The following is a 20,429-nucleotide window of genomic DNA, read 5'->3' as shown; positions in this document are numbered from 1 at the left end:
ACAACTTCGAGCGCGCACACACCGGCCGGAGGAACCGCGGGCACCCCCCGGCCGAGCTGGTCTATGGTGCCGGCAAGGTGCGCCCACGATGAGCCGCGACTGTCGCGGGATCTCGTGCGCTGTTCAGTCTAGAGCGGCAGAGGGAACATCGGCACTCCGTCAAAGCTGCTCCTCAACAACCATGGTTTCGACGGTCGTTTGCAGGCAGCCGGCCGCTCACGACTCCAGGGCCGCACCAGCCGATCAGCACGTCGGACCGCTGATCCACATTCGTCGCCAGGGATGCCCTGTAATGTCTGGCTTGGCAACCTGCCCGAGCTCGCTACCCTGGCGAGTTTGATCAACCTCGGTACCTCGGGCTGCCGCCGCTGGATCCGTAAGCGAGCTGCTTCCAACGCATGAACAACCGGAGCTGCGTGCACACCGGCATTCCCAGCAGTGTTGGCTTGGCGCCGTGCCGGGGGTCGGGCGCTGGCCCACGGGGAATCACGTGGTCACGGCGGTGAATGTGGAACGCTTAATGGCCGATTCGTTACCTGCCAACTCCAGACGGCACCAATTCGAGGCTTACGGCTCTGCGCTTTCTTTAGGACCCCACGGGCAACCGGGTGAAGACAGCGAGATTGCGGCCAATGGACAACAGCTTCCGCGTAACGTCCAATGGTGTCTTCGGGGCGCAAATGCAGGTGTCCCAGGTCTGGGATTGAAGCGACAGAGCCTGAAGACGTCCGTCGGTCGGCCTTCACTCGCTCGCCAGCCTCGGCCGTGCAGCAATTGGGGTGCGAAATCGCGTCAAACGACGGGCGGCAGCGGCACTCTGCGAATACGACATCGCTCCATGGAAGGGGGCTAGGACGACCTCCGGACCGCAAGGCAGGGGGTTCGATTCCCTCCGGGCGCACCAATTTTCAACACCGACTGTAAAGAGGCGCGCGCCTCCGGTACCCGGCTAGGCTAGGCGAGGCGCAGTACCCGAAACCCCGGAGACGAGGGCGCCTTGGTCTCCGGTTGGGTGCGCGCGTGAGGCGCGAAGGCGGTGGGGTCTCTGCACCAAGCGCTTGTGAGCGGGGTGATGGTCCAGTGGCTGATCGACCCCGAGCACGCCCCCACGGGCCCTGCCGAAGGAGAGCACAGGGCCGATTCGCCTGGCGGTGCTCCGGCCCGGTCCCCTGCACCTGGACGCTTCGGCGCTCAACTCCGATTGGAGGTCTGCGGCACTCTTTGGACGACGCGCCCGACTCGTGCGCGCCATGCCGACTCGACTCGTCACCTGCCGCCCGCATTGGACGGGACTGGGGATGAGGAGCATCCCGTCCACGCGGAAGCCTGCGCCGATGGCGGACTCCGGGACCCCGGCCACCCAGTCCTGCTGGTGGCCTTGGCGGCTGTCTGCTGCAGCCTGCCGCTGGTGATCGAGCGCTGCTTGGCGTGGGCGCCGCGAGGTGGTTTGCCGTCCACCGTCCATAATCGGCGCCACAATGGCTTTGCCACAGTGATCGTCATATGCTCCTGGCACGACCGGCGATGACGCTGAACCGTGGCGTGAGTGCGCGACGTGCGCCGGGTGGGTGGCGGCCATTCACCGCACTCCTTGTAGCTGTCGCCGTCAACAGCGCCAGCGTCAGGGCCGAGCAGCACTGGTGCCTGCACACAAGGGTCTTCGGGCGCTGGGCCGCGCTCGCCCATGCCGGCTTGATCATCCCGCCCTGGATCGCCTTTCTCGCAACGTCGCGGTCAGTTCCGAACGGCGATTTACCAGTCCCCCCCTTTCTTGCCTCGCGAGTCGGGGCGCTCCTGCGGGGGGGCGGGGTCCTGTTCACGGTCCTCGGCTTCAGGGAACTGGGTTTGGGCGCCCTCATCAATCTCGACCAGTTTCGGCCGCCCGTCGAGCCAACCGCGGCCGCAATCTACCGGCTGCTCGACGATCCCATCTACACGGGTTACGCCCTGGGCACCGCCGGGTGGGCGCTGCGGCGGCGCAGCACTTCAGGCCTCCTGCTGGCGGGCTTCATGTACGTGCTGCTGACATGCGTTCAGTCGCCGATCGAAAAGGCCCGCGTCCGCCGAGCCGGGTGAACGCCCGCTCTCGGTGGTCCACTCGCAGAATCAACCGAAGAGCAAGGAGGGCCTGAGCGATTGCAGACGCACGGCGGACAAGGACCGGCCTTGGATAGTCGATTGAGCGACCGGCCACAAAATACCCGGCCGTGATGGCCGCTGCCGGGACGGTCCATAGACCCAGGATTGCAAGCCGTTCCGGGCGTCCAATCGGTCCACAAAGCGCAACCGCGGTCCAGAAGGCGAGATCCGCGAGGGGATCGGCGTAGGAGCCGAATGCAGTCGGGCCAGCGCGGCGGGCAACAAGACCGTCAGCGAGGTCGGTTCCTACGGCGGTGAGCACCGCCCATCGACGGACGGGGAGACTGGCTCGAAAAAGGCTCAACGCATTGGCCAGGCCGATCGACCGACGGTCTCCGAGGAGCCCGAGATGCGTGATTGCGAGCAGGCAGGCTGCGGCGGTGCGAGCGCGCCCACCGCGGAGGATCACCAGCATCGCGAAGATTCCGACGATCTCTACCGAGGCGCGTTCATGCTCGGCGATCTGCTCCAGAGAACGGATGGACGAGGCGACAACGAAGCGCCCCCAGGCCGACGGCCGATACCTCTCTCGCTTGAGATTGAGGAGGACGCCATCGACGAACAGCCTCGAGTCCGAGCGCCTTTCGATCGGCGGACGCTGACCGGAAGAGACCGCATACAGCCGGCGAGCCCATTTCGCTCTGATTCTGCGATCGACGTCCACTGCGGGAAGTATCACGCCCTCGGCTCCGACTCCCCAAACTGTCGCCGATCGGACCTTGACACCAGAAGCCTGCAGGACGATCGCGAGGGTCGCGCTGGCCGGCGCGGCCAGGATGCCGCTGGTGGAGGGTGTGGTGATCGTGGCTGCGAGTGTCAGGGATGGCGGCGAGCAGATGAGGGTCGCAAAACGCCCCGGGCGATCTCGAACCGCCGGTGTCTGGTCACTGCCGCCCCAGCCAGGGCGGCAACACCCATTGCGTCGTCGTTGTATCCGTTGGCGCGAGGCTGACGGCCAGGGTGAAACGACACCGCTCAGACCGGCTTCCTCGCGGTCACGACCGCGTAACCCAGGCCGCCCGAGCGGATCGTCGCCAGAGCGGATCGCACCACCGCCCGCGCGTTGCCCAGATCGATTCCTGGCAGCGCAAGGTGCCGGAGGGCGACCGCGAGTTCCGCGGCCAAGATCCGGGCCCGAATCCGTTCAACCATCTCCACGAGTGCCTGGTCATGGGTCTCGGTCACCTCCACCGACAGACCCGCGCCGTCAAGCCAGGTCACGTAGTCCGCCACGGACCCGGAGTCGGCGATGCAGGCCACCCAGGCCAGCAGCCCCTCCAGCTCGCGCGGCAGGGCCCCTGAGCGGGTGAGATCGCCGAGCCCCACCCGTCCGCCCGATGCAAGGACACGCGCCATCTCGCTGGCGGCGACGGCCTTGGTGGGGAAGGTGCAGAAGGCGCATTCGCAGATCACCGCGGAGAATTCACCGCCGTCAAAGGGGAGCAGCTCCGCGTCGGCCACCTCGAACCTGACCGACCGATCGAGACCGGACCGGCGCGCCTCTTCGCGGGCGAAGGCGACATTGGCCGGGCTGAGATCGACTCCCACCACTTCGCACCCGAACCGCCGAGCCAATGTCAGTGCCGAAGCCCCCCGGCCCGAGGCGACATCGAGCACGCGCGACCCCGTCCCCAAATCGATGAGGCTCCCCAGCCGCTCGGTAAGTGCAGCGCCGCCAGGATGCATCGAATCGCCGATCAGCAGGCGCGCCCACTCGCTCCCATACACGGTCGCACAGCACGCCTTGATCGCCTGGCTCTCTGCGACCGGGGGCACGATCAGGGCCGCGGGAAGTCGAAGGTCAGGGCCACGGGCTCAAAGTGGCGTCCCTCGCGCTTGGCCAGGCGGCGCTCGCGCTCCCGCGCCACCAGCTGCGCCCGCGCCTGCTCACGGTACCCGACGCTGTTGTAGGAGCAGAAGGGAACCTGGAGCCCGCCCGGCAGGAGGAACTCCTTGCAGCACTTCATGAGATTCTTCTGGTTGAACGTCCAGGCGTCCATGAAGTCCTGGAGCATGATCATGAACATCCGCCTCCCGATCTCGCCGAGGTCGATCGTGCCGAGGTCGCAGGATGCGCAGGAGAGGGCGAAATCGTTCGCAGCCTTCTCCCCGCCGGGTACTGCGGACGACGACCAGAGACCTTCGAGCGCATGGCGGATGTCCTCGCTCAGATCGGGAACTGCACGATTGGTGATGTAGTCGAGATGGGACTCGACGTCGAGCAGCCGCGCTAGCGGGATCACCTGGTCGCCGTCGACCCACCCATAGCTGACCGAGTTGCAGGTCGGAAAGCAGCAGGGCACAGGTACGAAATCGGTGGCGACGAAGAGTCCTGACGTCTGCTGTTCAATGAGGTCAACAACGTCTGGGATGGTCATCCGCTCCAGCGCTTGGTGGTCACCATGACGGCCGGCGTGGAAGGCGGGCTGGAAGTTGATGCCCCGGACTGCTGGATGGTCAAGTCCGAAGCGCACGATCGCCCCCACTTCGTGCTCGTTGACCCCGCGCTCCACCGCCGGGACCAGGATGACGCCGCAATCGATCTCGGCCAGCCGGTCGAGGGCTCGCAGCTTCTCGGGCAGGATTCCGGGTTCGCCGCGCAGCCGCTGATAGGTGTTCTCGGAGAAACCGTCGAACTGAAAATAGATCGAGGGGCGGATCTCGGCGAGTTCGGCGAGGAAGCGGTCGTCGCGCGCGATTCGCTTGCCATTGGTATTGAGCATCACGTGCCGGATCCCTCGCTTCCTGGCAGCCCGTAGCATCAGCCCGATCTGCGGATGGATGCTCGGCTCCCCGCCCGAGAACTGCACAACCTCGGGGCTGCCCTCGGTTTCAACGAGATGGTCGAGGATCTCCTCCACCTCCGCCAGGGTCAGGTTGAAGCCTGGCCCGGCATCCGCAAAGCAGAGCGGACATTCCATGTTGCATGCACTGTTGACCTCGATGATCCCGAGGCAGACATGCTGCTGGTGATCCGGGCAGAGGCCGCAGTCGTGCGGGCAGCCGTTCCGAATCTCAGTGCTGAAGGCGAGTGGGATACTGCCCGGCTTGTTGAAGCGGGAATTCCGGACGTAGGCCTCGGCGTCGCCGTAGACGAGCGCTTCGAACTCGCCGTGCTCCGGGCAGCGCTTGTGCATTAACACCTTTCCCGAGCGAAGGAGAACCTTGGCATCGATCGGTCGCCTGCATTCCGGGCAGATGCTGCGAGTCAGTTCGTAGAAGACGTAGTCGGAATCGCGCTTCAGCCTCGCCGCAGCGTCTGCCTTGGGCAAGGTCTGCAGCCGCGAGCTCTCGCCGGGCGAAGCAGCGGTTTCACGGCTCACCGACCGAACGCTACGTCCCTGGGGCTGTCGGATTCGGTGATCCAAATCACGTTTGCCCGTGCTCGGGAGCTGGCGTCGACTGACTCTGCGCGCACGGGGTCTAGCTGAGAAGTCAAGCCCGTCGGGCTTCGCGGTGGCCGTTGTGCTGGCTCGGCGCGTCGGCCGCCCGGCGGAGGCGCTCAGGGTCCAGAACGACGATTCGACGACCCCGCATCTTTATCAAGCGCCCCTCTCGCCATACGCCCAGGCTCCGGGAAACCGATTCACGGGTGGTGCCGACCAGTTTGGCCAGCTCGTCCTGGCTCTGCCTGTGCAGAAGGATCCCCTCGTCAGTCGTCTCTCCGTCGGCCATTGCCTCCAGAAGAAGGCCGGCCAGCCGCTGCGGCACCGACTGGGAGGCCATGCTCTCAATCGTCTGCTCGAGCCGGAAGATCTGCCGGGCCATGACCATCACCACTCGCGCCATGAGCAACGGGTGCCGTGCCAGCATTGCGAGGAAGTCCTGTGCGCCGGCTTCACAGAGATAGCTCTCCTCGAGGACCTCTGCGTGGGTTGCCATTCCATCGACTCCGATGAAGGCCGCGAGGCCGAAGAGCTGGCCCGGGGTCACGACCGCGGTCGTGACCTCCTGCCCATCAGACGTCAGGTGGTACAGCCTGACTCGGCCTTGCTTCAGCAGGTACACCCGGTCGCCGCCATCAGTGATGAGCGAATGCCTAGCTGCGCAGGACCGCATCTTCAGCTCGCGTGAGATCTCCTCGATCTCTTCGTGGGCCATGCCTTCGAACAGGTTCAGGCGGCGAAGGAACCAGATCTTGTCCGGCATGGCCTCAAGACTGCACCAATTCTCTCGACCGAATCGTGACGCCGATCACAAAGGAGGCCGCCATCAGTTCCAGACTCGGTGGTAGGCCGGTCTCCCCGCCTCATCGAGAACTAATGGAGGCGTTTAAAATGGCAACTCAATTGCGGAGCGAGGGCGGGGTGAAAGTCGCCACCCGCTGGATTCTGCCCGGCGTCGTGCAGGCCTGCTCCGGAACCCGAGATGTCGTGAGCGTAAGCGAGCTAACGCAGCACTCTATGTGATACCGGTCACGATTGTGGCCACCCTCTTCGGCGATAGTGGAGGTCGAGATGAGTGACTACGACCTCCTCGTTCTTGGCGGCGGCTCGGCAGGACTGGTCGCCGCCACTACGGCAGCGCGGCTCGGCGCGCGAGTTGCACTCATCGAATCAGAGCGCCTCGGAGGTGACTGCACCTGGACCGGATGCGTTCCAAGCAAAGCCCTCATCCATGCGGCCGCGGTCTCGTACGCCGCCGCAACATCCCCGTGGATCTCGAACGCCGCAAGCTTCTACCCGCCGGTAGCTCTCCACGTCAGATCGGCTATGGCGGCCGTCGCCGCCCGCGAAACACCGGAAGACCTGGCAACCATTGGTGTGGATGTTGTCCAGGGCGCCGCACGATTTCGCGATCGCCATACGATCACGGTCGGTGGCCGAACGCTGACTGCCCCAAAAGTGATCGTATGCACGGGGGCATCCCCCGCGATGCCCTCGGTGCCGGGGATCGAGGGGGTCCATGCACTCACTTACCGCACTATCTTCGAGCTGGAATGCCTCCCCCGCAGGCTGATCGTCCTCGGTGGTGGGCCAATCGGGGCAGAGCTGGCGCAGGCCTGCGCGCGCCTCGGCTCGGAGGTGACCTTACTGGATCAGGTTGACCGGCTTCTGCCGGTGGCGGACCCGGACGCAAGCGCTCTGCTCGCCCAGGTCTTCTCCGATGAGGGTATACATCTTCGTCTCGGAGCGCCGGTCGAGCGGGTATCACGGCGGGGACCGCAGGTGGTGGTGGAGACAGGTGGCACCCAACTCGAAGGCGATGCGATCCTCGTCGCGACCGGTCGTCGGCCGACCATCGCAGGTCTCGACCTGGAGCGAGCTGGGATCGAGGTCCGAAATGCCGCCATCAGCGTTGACAGGCGGCTTGCGACGACAGCCGACGGCGTCTATGCCGCCGGCGATGTCACCGGAGGTCTGCAGTTCACCCACTATGCGGGCTGGCAAGGCTATGCGGCGGCCCGAAACGCGCTGCTGCCTGGATCGGTGAACGGTGTTCGTGAAGGACTCCCCTGGACTGTGTTCACCGATCCCGCTGTCGGTCAGGTTGGAACGACTTCTGGCGAGTCGACGAGTGGGCGGCGTGACTTGCACGAGCATCATGTCGACCTCAGCCGCGTCGACCGCGCAGAAACGGAGAGCGCCAAGCGTGGCTTCGTCAAGCTCTACCTTGACGGCAAACGCCTCGCCGGGGCCTCGATCGTCTCGCCGCACGCTGGCGAACTGATCAACGAGCTTTCGCTGGCAATCGAGTCGGGTGCGCGCATCGGTGACCTCGCACGAGCGATCCACGTATATCCGACATACGGCTCGGCGATCCAACAGCTGGCCGGCGATGCCTCCATCGATCGCGCCACGTCTGGTGTGCGCGGGCGCATCACCGGCTGGCTCATTCATAGGGTCAATCGCAAATAGCAATCCACCGCTGGCCGGCGCTACGCCGGGAAGGAGTCGGAAACGATGCCCAAGTCGATCGATCGTGAAGAGGTTCAGCGTATGGTGAGGGCGGGCGCGCAGCTGGTTGAGGTGCTGCCAAGCCCCGAGTACGAGGAGGACCACCTTCCTGGCGCTATCCACCTTGCGCTCAGGCACATTGAGGACCAGGGAGTGGAAAAGCTAGACCGCAACAGACCCGTCATCGTGTACTGCTGGGACACAGCTTGAGACATGTCCCCGCGAGCCGCGTGGCGGCTCGAGAGTCTCGGATTCGGCGATGTGTACGACTACGAGAACGGCAAGCTTGATTGGCTGGCGGCCGGTCTTCCCACTGAGGGGACCAACGCCAGTCGTCCTCGAGCAGGTGACGTGTCCCGCAAGGAAGTGCCAACCTGCGGCATCAAGGAGAGGCTTCGAGACGTAGCGAACCGGGTGCGGGGGCAGGGCTGGGATGCAGCGGTCGTCGTCAGCGGGGAGCGAGTCGTCCTGGGCTTGCTGCGGTCGAAGGAATTGTCGAAGGAGCCGGATCAACCTGTGGAGGCCGCAATGCGGCCGGGCCCGAGCACGTTTCGGCCATTTGTGGCAATTGACGAGATGGCCCGCTTCATGACAGAGCACAACCTTGAGAGCGCTCCGATTACCACCTCGGACGGCCGGCTCGTAGGCCTGCTACTGCGCGGCGATGTCGTTGCTCGACCGCGGGAGGGTTGTTGATGAATAGCTCCGTGCCGAGTGGTGTGTTGATAGCCAGCAATGCGCTGAGAAATTCCGCCGGGAGCCTGAACGGTACGCACCGGTGTCCGAGGAGGAGGCATTGGGATCGCGCCGCGCGCAGATAGGGAGGCAAGATCTAAAAGGGATGAGTCAGCCTGTTCGGAAGGCTGTCATCTTCGACATTATCGGAACGTGCTTCACGCTCAGCGCCCCTGAGGCGCGGCTGAGCGAGCTCGGCGCGCCCCCCGGCACCCTACAACTCTGGTTCGCCCAGTCCCTACGCGATGCCATGGCCCTGTCCCTGGCCGGGGGATACAAGCCGCTCAAAGAAGTTCTCTCGGCTGACCTGCCGCGCACGCTCGCCCGCCAGGGCGTCACGGCGACGAAGGATGAGGTGAGCCGCGTGATTGAAAGCTTCAATGAGCTTTCGCCAAGGCCCTCCTTGGGAGAAGCGGTCCGGTCGGCAGATCGATCCGGTGCCAAGCTGATTGCTCTGACTAACAGCAGCGAGCAGGCGACGCGCGGCTTACTCGAGTCGGCCGGCCTCCGTCAGCACTTCGATGTCCTTCTGTCCGTGGACGATGTCAGCCATATCAAGCCTCACCCAGCGGCCTATGGTCTCGCGCGACACCATGCCGTCGGCGAGACGTGGATGGTTGCAGCGCACGCGTGGGATATCCTGGGTGCAGCACAGTCCGGTTTCAAGACTGCATACGTCACCGAACTCGAGGGCGACTATCCGGATGCGATCTTCCCCGCTCCAGACGTGGTTGCAGCCAATCTGACCGCGGCTGTGAGCGCGCTGCTGAAAGCCTGATCCGGAGAGCGTCGGCTCGGCGGGTTCGAACTGGTCGGCCAGCTCAGGCCGCGCTTGGAGAGCACCGACGACGGTACGGCCGCTCAGTGACTAAGGAGTCTCTCTGCTTGCGGAAGCATCGCCCCGACCCCTTCGAAAACTCTCGCAGGCGCCCACGAACGCAGGCGCCAGCCCCGGATCGCTGGCGAAATGGAGATGGATGTAGCTGGCCAGGACGCCGCCCACCTGATAGCCCTCATCGCCCAAATCGCCACTGCACGTTCTCACCTGGTAGCAGCGGCCGGTCTCGGCGGCGCCGCGAATCTCCGAGTGGTGGAACAGGTGCCCGCGCGCGCCTGCCTGCCCCGAACAGCCCACCCGTGGTATGCACCTCGGCGTAGGAGAGCTTGAGCCCGCCCGAGATCGCGGTGGAGAAGGGCAGGACCCCCCACAGCGGGACTTTGGAGCCAGCCATACAGAGGTGTTCGCCCAGGTACATGAGACCGCCGCACTCCGCGTAGATCGGCGCGCCGCCGGCGGTCAGTTCGCGGACCGCCGCGATCGTATTGGTGTTCTGCGCGAGGGCTTCGGCGTGAAGCTCAGGATAACCGCCTGTCGAGCAGCCGGTGGATCTCCCCCAGGGTGAGTCCCAAGCCCTGCGCACGCCGAATGAACTGGAGCCGGCCCGCGGCCTCCGGCCCGTACAACCGGTAGCCGGCCTCGGAGCGTTCGCCAGGTTGCAACAGTCCCGCCTCTTCGTAGAAGCGAAGTGCGGAAGGCGAGACGCCGGCGATGCCGGCAAGCTGCCCGATGCGGTACCTCGTTGCGATCACAGAGCGACCGTACACCCTCAAGTTGACTTGAAGGTCAAGGGCCTGAAGTAATGACAGGCCTTCGTTGCATCCGGATGGGCTCACGCACCGCACTGACCTTCGCGGACCGAGCCGCGCCCAATGACCATTTGCCGCGCCACCGCTGGCCGAGCAGGTGAGCAGAGCGACCATCGCGAGCATGCCGTTGGCACGTGAGCGGCCCAGGAGAGCCGGTCACCGACTTCTGGCACTGGAATCCGTTGAACCTCATGTTGGACTCGCACGTCCGGACCTACACCAGTTCTCGCGACGCTACGTCCCCTCCGGCAGCAGGAGCTTGACGGTGGGCTGGTAGGGCGCGGGGACCCGAACCAAGCAGCTCCGACCTGTAGCCATTACTGTAGCCAAGTCGACCGGAGTTGGCCGCACCAGGCCGTACCAGACAGCATGGCGGGGTCCCACTTCCCAATACGAAAGTGGCCCAAACAGGACACAGCAGACCGTTCGTGGCCGGTCTCTTAATCCCAAGGTTCAGGGTTCAAGTCCCTGCGCGGGCACCAGAAATCGATAGGAACGCCCAGGAATAGGTTGGGCTCTTCACCGCTCGACTTAGTGCCGAATGTGTCCTGGTAGGCGCGGCAGCACCTCTCGGCTGAGCAGCTGAAGGCCTTTGGCCACGCCATCGACCCCTAGTGGAAGGCCGAATTCGACCCGAAGCACGCCAGCGGCGAAAAGCTCTTCAGTCTTCCCCGCGACGTCCCCCGAGGTGCCCGCGAAGGCATAGCGTCGGAGCACGTCGTCCGGGATCAGGGCCGCCGCGGCCGCCCGGTCGCCAGCCTTCATCAGCTTGCGGAGTTGGGAAAGCAGGTCCGGATCCACTCCACCCGAGGGGTCCAGGCCGCCAACCACGTCCAGATACATCGCGAGATCGGCCTTGGCCGCCTGGCGTGCACGCGAACCGTCCTCGTCCACAACTGTTACAGCGCCCATCACCACTGCGGTGCGGGCCTTGCCCAGGCGCGCCCGGGCCAGTGCGGCCATAGCCGGGCTGGCGCTGCCGCCGACCTTGAGCTCGTCCGCGATGACGGCGGCCAGCTCGGTCAGCTTCTCGCCCCAGGTCCCGATCATCAGCGGCACCGCCGGCCTCAGCACCGGCTGATGGAGCCGGAGACCAGGTTCGAGGTGGTAGACGAGGCCCTCGAAGCCGCGGTCATCGCCCGCCAGTAGCCGGCTGACGACCTCGTGGGCCTCGCGGATCGTGCGCACTGGCCGCGGCGTCTCCAGCCCAGCCTGCTCCAGCCAAGCGCCGCGGGCCAGCCCCAAGTAGGAGCGGCCGCCGGAGAGGTGGTCCAGCGCGGCCATCTGGCCGGCGATCTCGACCGGGTGGGTGGTGTAGGGGTTGAGACAGGCCGGCCCGAGGCGAATGCGGGTGGTCTCCATGGCAGCCAGCAGCAACCCCGGCAGCGGCAGTCCGAAGCCGAGATCGCCGAACACGCTGAGCACGTCGAAGCCGCCAGCCTCGGCGGCTGCGCCCAGCTCTCGGTAGGCGGCCGGAGGGAGGTCGCCGCGCAGGCCCAGGCCGACCTCGGTCACGTCACCCGGTCGAGGTCGATCCGCCGCCGCCGGGTGCGCTCGATGCGCATTACCAGGCGCTCCTCGGGGTCCGGGCAGCAGACCAGGGAGTCCCGCTCCAGCCAGTCACCGGGGGCGAGGCGGCGCTGCTTGGCGGGCAGCAGCGGCAGCACCGCCTGCAGCGCGTAGATACAGAAATGACGGCCGGGCGGGATCACGAGCCGGCTGGAGTCGATCAGTTCAAACCAGTCGCCGACCTGAAGGCCGCAGACCGACCGGCCTTCGATCCGCTCGACGGTTACCCGCAGGTCGTAGAGATAAGCGGCCCGGCGCGCAGTCATCCCAGCTTCCGGAGCGCCGGCAGTACTTCGAGTCCGAGCGCTCGGACCGCGAGCTCCGGTTCGGGTCCGAGGGGTGGCCCGAACGAGAGGTGGCTGGCGCCTGCTCGGACGAGCGCAGCACAGCGGTTAGCTACGTCGTCGGGGCTCCCAACGACGCCCAAAGAGAGCATCCGTTCAGTGACCAGTGAACTGGCACGGTCGAGGTCGGTGGTCGCCATGGCCGCTTGTATCGGCTCGAAGTCCGCCACTGTGAGGTCGGCCCGAGCCAGCAGGTGGGGCGCGAAAGAGGCGCCGTAGTAGGCGATCTTCTCCGCCAGGGCACGTCGCGCCCGCCCGGCGTCAGCGTCGATCGAGCACCAGAGGCAAGCGGCGACATCAAGCAGACAGGGATCGCGACCGGCGGCGCGGGCGCCTCCGGCGACCTGCTCCGCAGCGGTGGCGAAATGCTCCGGCGGAAACAGCAGTGGTAGCGCCCCGTCAGCCATCTCTCCCGCGAGCGCCAGCATCCGTGCGCCCATGGCCCCGATGTAGATAGGAGTCGGTGACGGCCCGGTGCGCAGCCGGCCGTCGGCGGTCCAGGCGTTGGGGGCAGCTCCCGCCAGTAGCGACCGCAGCGCCTGCAACGCGCGGCGGGTGCGTGCCACTGGAGGGTCGAACGTCAAACCGGCCCAGGCGAGGAACTGATCAGCCCCCGCGCCGAGTCCAAGCAGGAAGCGGCCGCCGGAGACTTCCTGCAAAGTGGCGGCGGTCATCGCGATCTCGCTGGGATGTTGGGATACCGGGTTGAATACGCCGACGCCGAGATGGATACGCGATGTGGCCCCGAAAGCGGCGGTCAGCAGCACTGGCGCCGAGCGCCAGAACAGGTCGTGCGATACCCAGAGCTGCTGGAATCCGAGCTCTTCGCAAAGGGCGGCCAGACGCACGAAGCGCGCCACCCCGAGGTCGTTATTGACGCGGATGCTGGCCCTCACCATCGGCCGTCGGTGTTGGTGCTAACGTCGCCGCCATGTCCACTCGATACCGAGACGGCAGGGGCTGGGAGCAGCAGGCTGGCTACTCGCGCGCGGCCCGAAGGGGGCACCGAATAGCGGTGAGCGGCACCACCGCTTCTGGCCCAGACGGCCGGGCCCTCCATCCGGGCGACGTTTACGGCCAGGCACGGGTCGCGTTGGAGCGGTCTCTTGAGGCGCTCAATGCGCTGGGCGGGGCGCCCGAGGACGTTCTCCGGACCCGCCTTTACCTCGCTCCTGGCGCCGATTGGGAGGCAGCGAGCCGCGCCCACGCGGACATGCTGGGAGAGGTCGCGCCCGCCAACACAACCCTCCACGTGGCCGGGCTCATCGGCGAGGGCTACCTGGTAGAGGTCGAGTTGGAAGCCGAGCTCAGCCCCGACTGAAACCGGCCCCATCGTTCTGCTATCGCGGCTGGCCAAAGGGGAATGTCTTGAGGTTGGTTGTCTGGCCTGCCTGGTGCTGCCAGAGCACGTAGGTCGCCGCCGTGGGGTCGCCGTTCTGATCGAACGCAATCTGCCCCCAGGCCCCCTGGTAGCTGATCGACTTGCCCTGCTGCGCGGCTTTGAAGGCATCGGGCAGCTGCTGCCAGCCGAATTTGTCACCGGAGGGGCCGGAAACCGCGCGCATCTGCAGCTTGATCTTCGAGGGGTCGGCGGAGCCGGCCTTGACGGCGGCCAGGCTGGCGAGCACTACCGCGTCGAATGACGTGCCCTCGAAGCTCGTGAACTTGGCTCCTGGATTGGCCGCCTTGAACGCCGACTCGAAGGCGTCCGCGCTCGGCCCGGCCGGGGCGCTGCCGGCTGTACCGCGGAGGCCGTCGGTGGCAGGCGCGCCGATCTGGTTCAGAGAGTCGTTGTTGTCCATCGCCTCGGTCATGAAGGTCTTCGCCGGCGCCCACTGGCCGGTCCGGACCAGGGCCGGCCCCATCTTGGCGAACGTGGGCGGAAAGTCCGCGATCATCCACGCGGTGGGGTTGCCGGAAGCGAGTTTCTGGGCATCGGCGTCGAAGCTGGCCTGGTTGGTGTTGTAGATCACCTCCTGCCCGATCTTGCCGCCGGCGGCCTTCCAAACTCGCTCGAACTCCTGGGCCAGGGCGGTGCCGAAGGCATCGTTGCGAGCCCCTACGTTGATAGTGGCGCTCTTGCCGAAGGTGTCGCCCATCGCCTGGGCGAGCGCAGCGCCCTGGAGAAGGTCGGAGGGGTAGATCCGCCAGACCAGCTGATTCTTCCCCTTCAAGGTTGTCAGCGCCGGGTCGGAGGACGTCGGCGTGACCAGCAGCACGTTGTTGGGAATCGCGACCGACTGCGCGACGGCCAGCGTGACGCCGCTGGACATGGATCCGACGACCACCTGCGCACCGTCTGTCTTTACCAACTTGGTCGCCGCCTCCACGCCGGCCGCGGGTGTGGTCTGGTCATCCTCGGAGCCTGCCACCTGGACCGTGACATTGATGCCGTCCTTCTTCAGCGCGTCGTTGACCATCTTGACGGCCATCCGGGCCGACTTGTCGAGCGACGGACCGTACGTGGCCAGGTCGCCCGTGAAGGGCAGCACCATGCCCACCTTGAGAGTGAAGTTGGCGTTGCCGGAGGAGGAGCTGCTCGCGCCGCCGCAGGCGGTCATCGTCAGAGCAAAGACCGCCGCGAGAACCCTGATCAGCTGGTTGCCTCTTGCCATCTCTCCTCCTGGGCCTGAATGATCCCTACTGGTCTGCAGCCGCGGGTGTGGCCGGCGTCGTCGCATGTGCCCCGCCGCCCAGGTAGAGCTCGACAACCCGCGCGTCCTGCAGCAGCTCCGGGCCGGGCCCCTCGTAGCGGTTGCGGCCCCCCTCCAACACGTAGGCATTATCCGCTCTGGCCAGGACCAGGCGCGCGTTCTGCTCCACGATGACGATCGTCAGGCCCTCGCTTCGCAGCCGGGCCAGGTGGCCGAAGACAGTCCCCACCGCACTCGGCGCCAGACCCGCCGAGGGCTCGTCGAGGAGCAGGAGCACCGGCTCCGACATCAGCGCCCGCGCCACCGCCAAGCTCTGTCGCTGACCACCGGAGAGCGCACCGGCGGGTCGGTCGAGCACCGTCCGGAGCGGTCCAAACTCGACCAGCAGCCGCTCCATCCGCGCCAGCGCCTGCCGCGGTCGCGCCGTCGCCCCCAGCAGCAGATTCTCGCGCACCGACAGCGCGGCGAAGACGTTGTCGGTCTGAGGCACGTAGTTGAGGCCCAGCGCCGTCAGGCGGTGCGGCGGCCAGCCCGTGATGTCGTGCTCGGCGCCGTCGCGCCGGAACACGACTCGGCCGGAACGCACTCGGGCCAGCCCGTACACCGCCTTGAGCAGTGTTGACTTGCCGGCGCCGTTGGGGCCCACGATGGCGACTGTCGAGCCTGGCGTGGCGGTCATCGAGACGCCATCGAGGACCGGCACGTCCTCGAAGCCGGCGCTGAGGCCGGTCACCTGGAGCATCGGCAGCATCAGCCCGGCGTCCCCGAGGCCACAATCGCTTCGGCCGAGCCGAGGTAGGCGTCGATCACGGCCGGGTCACGGCGGGTCGCCTCGGGAGAGCCCTGAAAGATGACTCGCCCCTCGCTCATCACGGCCACCTCGTCGCTGACTCGAAGCACCGATCCCAGGTCGTGCTCGATGACGAGGAAGGTGATCCCGCCGCCGGCCTGGACCTCGCGCAGCCGCTGCAGCAGCAGTTCGCGCAAGGTGGGGTTGACGCCGGCCAGAGGCTCGTCGAGGAGGACGAGCAGTGGCTCCGCCATCAGCGCTTTGGCGAACTCCAGCAACTTGCGCTGACCGCCTGAGAGGACACCCGCGTACGCCTCAGCCCGGTCATCGAGCCGAACCAGTGCCAGCAGCTCCAGGGCTCGGCGCCGCAGCTCCTGATCGCGCCGCCCGGCCCCCGGAGCGAGCGCCCGCCAGAACGATTCGGCGGGCTGTCGAGGCCCAGCCAGCAGCAGGTTGTCCAGCACCGTTAGGCGGCGAAGGACGCGCGGCTGCTGGAACGTTCGCACCGATCCAGCGCGGGCCACCCGGTGCGGCGGCAGACGGGAGATGCTGCGGCCGCGGTAGCGCACGCTTCCCGAGTCCGCCCGAGCAAAACCCGAGACGATGTTGAAGAGCGACGTCTTGCCGGCGCCATTGGGTCCGATCAGGGCGGTGATCGAGCCCTCGGCCACATTGAGTGTGGCCCTGTCCACCGCGGCGACGCCCTGGTAGCGCTTCACAATGTCCCGGACCTCGAGAAGCCGCGTTCGGTCGACCTCCGCTCCGGTTCCCCCGCGGAGCGAAGCGTTCATTCGAGCAGCATCTCTTGGCGGCGGCCGAGCAGCCCCTGGGGGCGGTAGTACATGAGGCCAATCAGAAGGAGCCCGATGATGATGAGGCGGAGGTAGGCGCGGTCGGCCGAATCCAGCAGCGAGAGCGGCCAGAAGTCGAAGAATCGGGTGCCGGCGAACAACAGGCCGAACAAGAGCGCGCCCAGTGGAACCCCGAACACTCGCGCCGCCCCGCCCAGGATCAGCACCACCCAGGCAAAGAACGTGACCAGCGGCTCGAAGTCGTCAGGTGTGAAGAAGGAGAACTGCAGCGCGTAGAGCACACCGGCTGCGCCTGCGATGGCGGCTCCCAGCGCCAGCGCCTGAAGCTTGCGCGCGAAGACGTTCTTGCCCACCGAGCTGGCGGCCTCCTCATCCTCGCGGATCGAGCGCAGGACCCTGCCCCAGGGCATGACCGACGCCCGGCGCACAACGAGCAGCAGCCCAGCCGCGACGAGCCAGATCAGGAGAAGCATGAGGATGTCTCGGCTGACGTCGAGCCCCGTGACGGAGGAGACGGTCTCCCGGACTCGAGCGATCAGGCTGTCCCAGTCGGTGTTGTAGGCCGCCGCCTGGCCGCGACCGAGCAGACCGATCGTGCCCTCCGGGCCGCCGGTCAGGTCCTGCCGGTTGAGCAGGACGTAGCGGACGATCTCGCTGAAGCAGATGGTGACGATTGCGAAGTAGTCGGCGCGCAGGCGGAGCGATGTGAGCCCCACCAGCAGGCCGGCCGCCATTGCGGCTGCGATGCCGGCGGCTGCCGCCTGCCACTCGGCGAGTCCGAAGCGGACCACCAGGATGGCCATCGTGTAGGCGGCGATCGCCATCGATGCGACGTGGCCGAAATTGAGCAGGCCGGCGAGGCCGTACTGAACCTGGAGGCCGAGCGCGAAGATGGCGTAGATGCCAGCGGTCAGTCCGACGAAGGACCAAAAGCCGGGGTCAAGCACGGCTACAGGGCCCGGGCCCGCCGGCCGAGCAGGCCCTGCGGTCGGACCAGCAGCATCAGGATCAGGGCGAGAAAGGCGACGACGTACTTGTAGCTGGCCGGGATGCCGCCGCCCAGAACGCTCCAGGTCGAGAGTTCCATCACCAGGCCGAGCACGAAGCCACCGAGCAGCGCCCCGTAGGCATTGCCGATGGTGCCCAGCACCACGGCGGCAAAGATCGGGAGGAGCAGGTTCCAGCCCATGTTGGGGTCGAATGCACCCTGGATCAGACCCTGGAGCTCCCCCGCCAGCCCCGCTAAGGCGCCGGCGACGAGCCATGTCGCGAGCACGATCCGGCCGACGTCGACGCCGGCCACGGCGGCCAGTTCGGGGTTATCAGCGAAGGCGCGCATGCTGCGGCCGATGCTCGTGCGGGCCAGCAGGACCCCGATCACAGCGATCGCCACGATTGAGAGGCTGATCGCAATGAGCTGGCTTATGGAAACGCGCACCGGGCCCAGCCGTTCGACGCTGAACTGGTCCACCGGGTAAGCGCGGGAGCCCGCGCCGACGACGAGGAAAATGGCGTGACGGAGTACTAACGCCAGCCCGATCGCGGTGATGAAGCTGCTTAGCAGCCCAGCACGACGGCGCCGCACGGGTCCCCAGAGCACCAGCTGCAGGCCGACCGCCAGCGCGGCCGTGGCAGCGACCGCGACCACAGTGGCGACGACCATGCTGAGGCCCAAGGCGGTGACGCCGAGCCCGGCGTAGGCGCCGAAAGTCAGGTAGTCACCGTGAGCGAAGTTGACCAGGTGCAGGATTCCGTAGACGAGCGATACCCCGACGGCGGCGATGGCGAGGACGGCACCACTGACTAGCCCGTCGACAATCAGCTGCGGCAGCTCGCTCATCTGGCTGGCCGCCGGGGCGAGGCGGGGCCCCGGGCCGGGTGGGCGTGCGGCACACATCCCGGCCATGGCCGCGTGCCCCTGCGCCAACCCATCGAGAGTGGCAGCATAGCAAACGGCCAACGCCCTCTTCCGATTGCGCGGACGAGGAGTGTAGCTTCCGTCCCGTGCGCCGCTCCGTGCCCTCGGCGACCCATCACAATCGGCACGGCCGCCCGCGCAGGAGGCAGCCTTCCCGACTCGGTTGGGGCTCCGGCTGGAATTGGAGTTTGGCGACAAGGCGGAGGTGACATTGGCGCGCTGCTCGGCGACGACTGGCGGTCAGAGGCTGACGAAAGGCGGCCGCGCGACGTGCCGGGCTGGCGCCGGATCACACCACCCCGATGAGCTGGTGCTGCGCGGCGACGTCTGCGCTAACGACACCGTTCCGCTCGCTCGGCATCATCAATAGGTGGCTGTTGCCGACCGCTACCCAGAGTAGGTCTGCCAGGTTTGTTCGAGGTCAGCTGGCCAGCTGGCGGCAGCTCTACGGCCGCGCCCGTCCGGGCTCGGTGCCAGCCCGCTAGGACGGCCGTACGGCGCGGCTTTTAGACAGTGGCAGCATAGTGCGCGTCCGCCTCGGCGTCCGCTTCGCCTGGGAGTCGCTACGGGCGCGCTGACCCCCGATCCACAGACGTGTGGGACACACTCTGGTTCGTGCCCCAGCGGTCTCAGATCGCGCCCGCTCGCTCCAGCTCCTCGACCGCAGCAGGACCCAACCCCAGTTCGGCGAGTATGGCTTTGGTCTGCTCGCCAAGCGCTGGCACCCGATTCATGGCAACCTCTGCGCCCTCCATGATCACTGGCGGCAGAAGGCTGCGCAGCTTGCCGGCCGGCGAGTCCACCTCCCGCCAGCGTCCACGGGCCTCCAGTTGAGGGTGCTGGAGGAACTCGCTCACATCGTTGAGCCTGGCATTGGCGATCTGGGCCGCCTCCAGCCTCTCGATGATCTCACTCCGGTCAAGCCGGGAGAAGGCGGCGATGATGGCGGCATCGAGGTCCTTCCGATTGGCGACCCGAGCCTGGTTGGACGCGAAACGGGGATCTTCGGCCAGCTCGCTCCGTTCCAGAACAGACTGGCAGAATCGCACCCACTCACGCTCGTTCTGGATCCCGATGAAGACGGCCTTCCCGTCGGCTGTAGGAAACGGACCGTAGGGGTAGATGGTGGCATGGCTGGCACCTGTCCGAGGCGGCTGTTGGCCGCCGTAGGCGGTGTAGTAGGCCGCGTAACTCATCCACTCGGCCAGCGCGTCGAACATGGAGATCTGCAGGCTGGTGCCGCGGCCCGTCCGCTCCCGCTGATAGAGAGCCGTCAGGATGCCTGAATAGGCGTACATGCCGGCCGCGATGTCGGCAATCGAGAGGCCGACCTTCGACGGCGTCTCCGGGGTCCCGGTAATGGAGACCAGACCGGTCTCGCACTGCACGAGCAGGTCGTAAGCCTTCTTGTTCCGGTAGGGTCCCTCGTCGCCATAACCGGAGATCGAACAGGCGATCAGCTTCGGGTGCTGCGCGACCAACCGGTCTGCGCCCAGCCCCATCCGCTCGGCGGCACCGGGAGCCAGGTTTTGGACGAAGACATCTGACCGGCCGATCAGCCGTTCCAGGATCTCAAGCGAGGATCGATGCTTCAGGTCGAGGGTGATCGACTCCTTGGAGCGATTGGTCCAAACGAAATGGCTTGCCATGCCCAGAACGGTGGTGTCGTAGCCACGGGCGAAGTCGCCGGATCCGGGTCGCTCGACCTTTGATGACGCGCGCGCCCAGGTCCGCGAGCTGCCGGGTGGCGAACGGTGCGGCGATCGCCTGCTCCAGGGAGACGACAGAGACGCCCTCGAGGGGGAGCATCAGTAGGAGCGTGGAAGACCCAGGACGTGCTCCCCGATATGCGCCAGGATCAGGTTGGTGGAGATCGGGGCGACCTGGAAAAGCCGGGTCTCGCGGAACTTGCGCTCGATCTGGT

The 20,429-nt window shown here is 66.6% G+C and carries 21 protein-coding genes and 1 pseudogene; 6 read left to right on the top strand and 16 right to left on the bottom strand.

The window, feature by feature from the left end; translation table 11 throughout:
• Positions 1-1,503 precede the first annotated feature (1,503 nt).
• Complete coding sequence (locus ACR2MZ_RS03090) at positions 1,504-2,076, top strand: methyltransferase (RefSeq protein WP_434003603.1); 573 nt, start codon at positions 1,504-1,506, stop codon at positions 2,074-2,076.
• Here the strand turns inward: ACR2MZ_RS03090 and ACR2MZ_RS03085 are convergent.
• The 4 genes from ACR2MZ_RS03085 to ACR2MZ_RS03070 all read right to left on the bottom strand — a co-directional run bounded on the left by ACR2MZ_RS03085 (position 2,009) and on the right by ACR2MZ_RS03070 (position 6,288).
• Entirely contained in the window at positions 2,009-2,554 is a 546-nt protein-coding gene (locus tag ACR2MZ_RS03085; protein ID WP_434003605.1) for a CDP-alcohol phosphatidyltransferase family protein, read from the bottom strand. The genes ACR2MZ_RS03090 and ACR2MZ_RS03085 overlap by 68 nt on opposite strands.
• A 560-nt stretch (positions 2,555-3,114) precedes the next feature.
• Positions 3,115-3,915, bottom strand: coding sequence for an SAM-dependent methyltransferase (locus tag ACR2MZ_RS03080; RefSeq protein ID WP_434003602.1), 801 nt, complete (start codon positions 3,913-3,915; stop codon positions 3,115-3,117).
• Positions 3,916-3,917: 2 nt separating this feature from the next.
• Positions 3,918-5,462, bottom strand: coding sequence for a radical SAM protein (locus ACR2MZ_RS03075; RefSeq protein ID WP_434003601.1), 1,545 nt, complete (start codon positions 5,460-5,462; stop codon positions 3,918-3,920).
• Between the two features lie 112 nt (positions 5,463-5,574).
• Complete coding sequence (locus tag ACR2MZ_RS03070) at positions 5,575-6,288, bottom strand: Crp/Fnr family transcriptional regulator (RefSeq protein WP_434003600.1); 714 nt, start codon at positions 6,286-6,288, stop codon at positions 5,575-5,577.
• A 308-nt stretch (positions 6,289-6,596) separates the two neighbouring features.
• Between ACR2MZ_RS03070 and ACR2MZ_RS03065 the strand changes: the two genes are divergently transcribed.
• The 4 genes from ACR2MZ_RS03065 to ACR2MZ_RS03050 all read left to right on the top strand — a co-directional run bounded on the left by ACR2MZ_RS03065 (position 6,597) and on the right by ACR2MZ_RS03050 (position 9,549).
• Positions 6,597-7,997, top strand: coding sequence for a dihydrolipoyl dehydrogenase family protein (locus ACR2MZ_RS03065; RefSeq protein ID WP_434003599.1), 1,401 nt, complete (start codon positions 6,597-6,599; stop codon positions 7,995-7,997).
• 45 nt (positions 7,998-8,042) lie between these two features.
• Positions 8,043-8,246, top strand: coding sequence for a rhodanese-like domain-containing protein (locus ACR2MZ_RS03060; RefSeq protein ID WP_434003598.1), 204 nt, complete (start codon positions 8,043-8,045; stop codon positions 8,244-8,246).
• A gap of 3 nt (positions 8,247-8,249) precedes the next feature.
• Entirely contained in the window at positions 8,250-8,732 is a 483-nt protein-coding gene (locus tag ACR2MZ_RS03055; RefSeq protein ID WP_434003597.1) for a CBS domain-containing protein, read from the top strand.
• Between the two features lie 145 nt (positions 8,733-8,877).
• Positions 8,878-9,549, top strand: coding sequence for an HAD family hydrolase (locus tag ACR2MZ_RS03050; RefSeq protein WP_434003596.1), 672 nt, complete (start codon positions 8,878-8,880; stop codon positions 9,547-9,549).
• 235 nt (positions 9,550-9,784) lie between these two features.
• Here ACR2MZ_RS03050 and ACR2MZ_RS03045 read toward each other — a convergent pair whose 3' ends face one another.
• From ACR2MZ_RS03045 to ACR2MZ_RS03025, 5 genes are all read right to left on the bottom strand, one after another.
• The gene (locus ACR2MZ_RS03045) at positions 9,785-10,192 is read right to left on the bottom strand and encodes a hypothetical protein (RefSeq protein ID WP_434003595.1); all 408 of its coding nucleotides are present in this window, start codon (positions 10,190-10,192) and stop codon (positions 9,785-9,787) included.
• The gene (locus ACR2MZ_RS03040) at positions 10,128-10,361 is read right to left on the bottom strand and encodes a MerR family transcriptional regulator (protein WP_434003594.1); all 234 of its coding nucleotides are present in this window, start codon (positions 10,359-10,361) and stop codon (positions 10,128-10,130) included. Before ACR2MZ_RS03040 ends, ACR2MZ_RS03045 begins: the two co-directional genes overlap by 65 nt.
• Before the next feature lie 588 nt (positions 10,362-10,949).
• Positions 10,950-11,933 (bottom strand): LLM class flavin-dependent oxidoreductase, encoded by a 984-nt coding sequence (locus ACR2MZ_RS03035; RefSeq protein ID WP_434003593.1) that lies wholly within the window; start codon positions 11,931-11,933, stop codon positions 10,950-10,952.
• Positions 11,930-12,253 carry a TIGR04076 family protein gene (locus tag ACR2MZ_RS03030; RefSeq protein WP_434003592.1) on the bottom strand — a complete coding sequence of 108 codons (324 nt, stop codon included), beginning with the start codon at positions 12,251-12,253 and terminating at the stop codon, positions 11,930-11,932. Before ACR2MZ_RS03030 ends, ACR2MZ_RS03035 begins: the two co-directional genes overlap by 4 nt.
• Positions 12,250-13,227 carry an LLM class flavin-dependent oxidoreductase gene (locus ACR2MZ_RS03025; protein ID WP_434003591.1) on the bottom strand — a complete coding sequence of 326 codons (978 nt, stop codon included), beginning with the start codon at positions 13,225-13,227 and terminating at the stop codon, positions 12,250-12,252. The genes ACR2MZ_RS03030 and ACR2MZ_RS03025 overlap by 4 nt, the downstream gene beginning before the upstream one ends.
• A gap of 35 nt (positions 13,228-13,262) precedes the next feature.
• On the opposite strand from ACR2MZ_RS03025, the gene ACR2MZ_RS03020 reads away from it, so the two are divergent.
• Positions 13,263-13,652: a RidA family protein gene (locus ACR2MZ_RS03020; RefSeq protein ID WP_434003590.1), complete on the top strand. Its 390-nt coding sequence runs from the start codon at positions 13,263-13,265 to the stop codon at positions 13,650-13,652.
• A 19-nt stretch (positions 13,653-13,671) separates the two neighbouring features.
• Here ACR2MZ_RS03020 and ACR2MZ_RS03015 read toward each other — a convergent pair whose 3' ends face one another.
• From ACR2MZ_RS03015 to ACR2MZ_RS02985, 7 genes and pseudogenes are all read right to left on the bottom strand, one after another.
• Positions 13,672-14,946, bottom strand: coding sequence for an ABC transporter substrate-binding protein (locus tag ACR2MZ_RS03015; RefSeq protein ID WP_434003589.1), 1,275 nt, complete (start codon positions 14,944-14,946; stop codon positions 13,672-13,674).
• 25 nt (positions 14,947-14,971) lie between these two features.
• Positions 14,972-15,736, bottom strand: a complete 765-nt coding sequence (locus ACR2MZ_RS03010) for an ABC transporter ATP-binding protein (RefSeq protein WP_434003588.1) — start codon at positions 15,734-15,736, stop codon at positions 14,972-14,974.
• Positions 15,736-16,566 (bottom strand): ABC transporter ATP-binding protein, encoded by an 831-nt coding sequence (locus ACR2MZ_RS03005; RefSeq protein WP_434003587.1) that lies wholly within the window; start codon positions 16,564-16,566, stop codon positions 15,736-15,738. The genes ACR2MZ_RS03010 and ACR2MZ_RS03005 overlap by 1 nt, the downstream gene beginning before the upstream one ends.
• The gene (locus tag ACR2MZ_RS03000; protein WP_434003586.1) at positions 16,563-17,534 is read right to left on the bottom strand and encodes a branched-chain amino acid ABC transporter permease; all 972 of its coding nucleotides are present in this window, start codon (positions 17,532-17,534) and stop codon (positions 16,563-16,565) included. Before ACR2MZ_RS03000 ends, ACR2MZ_RS03005 begins: the two co-directional genes overlap by 4 nt.
• A gap of 2 nt (positions 17,535-17,536) precedes the next feature.
• Positions 17,537-18,427 (bottom strand): branched-chain amino acid ABC transporter permease, encoded by an 891-nt coding sequence (locus ACR2MZ_RS02995; RefSeq protein ID WP_434003585.1) that lies wholly within the window; start codon positions 18,425-18,427, stop codon positions 17,537-17,539.
• A gap of 707 nt (positions 18,428-19,134) precedes the next feature.
• Positions 19,135-20,314: pseudogene (locus ACR2MZ_RS02990) on the bottom strand (CaiB/BaiF CoA transferase family protein).
• A partial coding sequence (locus ACR2MZ_RS02985; protein WP_434003604.1) for a hypothetical protein occupies positions 20,314-20,429 on the bottom strand: 116 nt, incomplete at its 5' end. The gene ACR2MZ_RS02985 and the pseudogene ACR2MZ_RS02990, both read right to left, overlap by 1 nt.

This window comes from Candidatus Dormiibacter sp., from assembly GCF_050999135.1.
Lineage (GTDB): Bacteria > Chloroflexota > Dormibacteria > Dormibacterales > Dormibacteraceae > Dormiibacter > Dormiibacter spiritus.
Note: the sequence above shows the minus strand (reverse complement) of the source record. Positions and strands in the feature narration are given on the sequence as shown.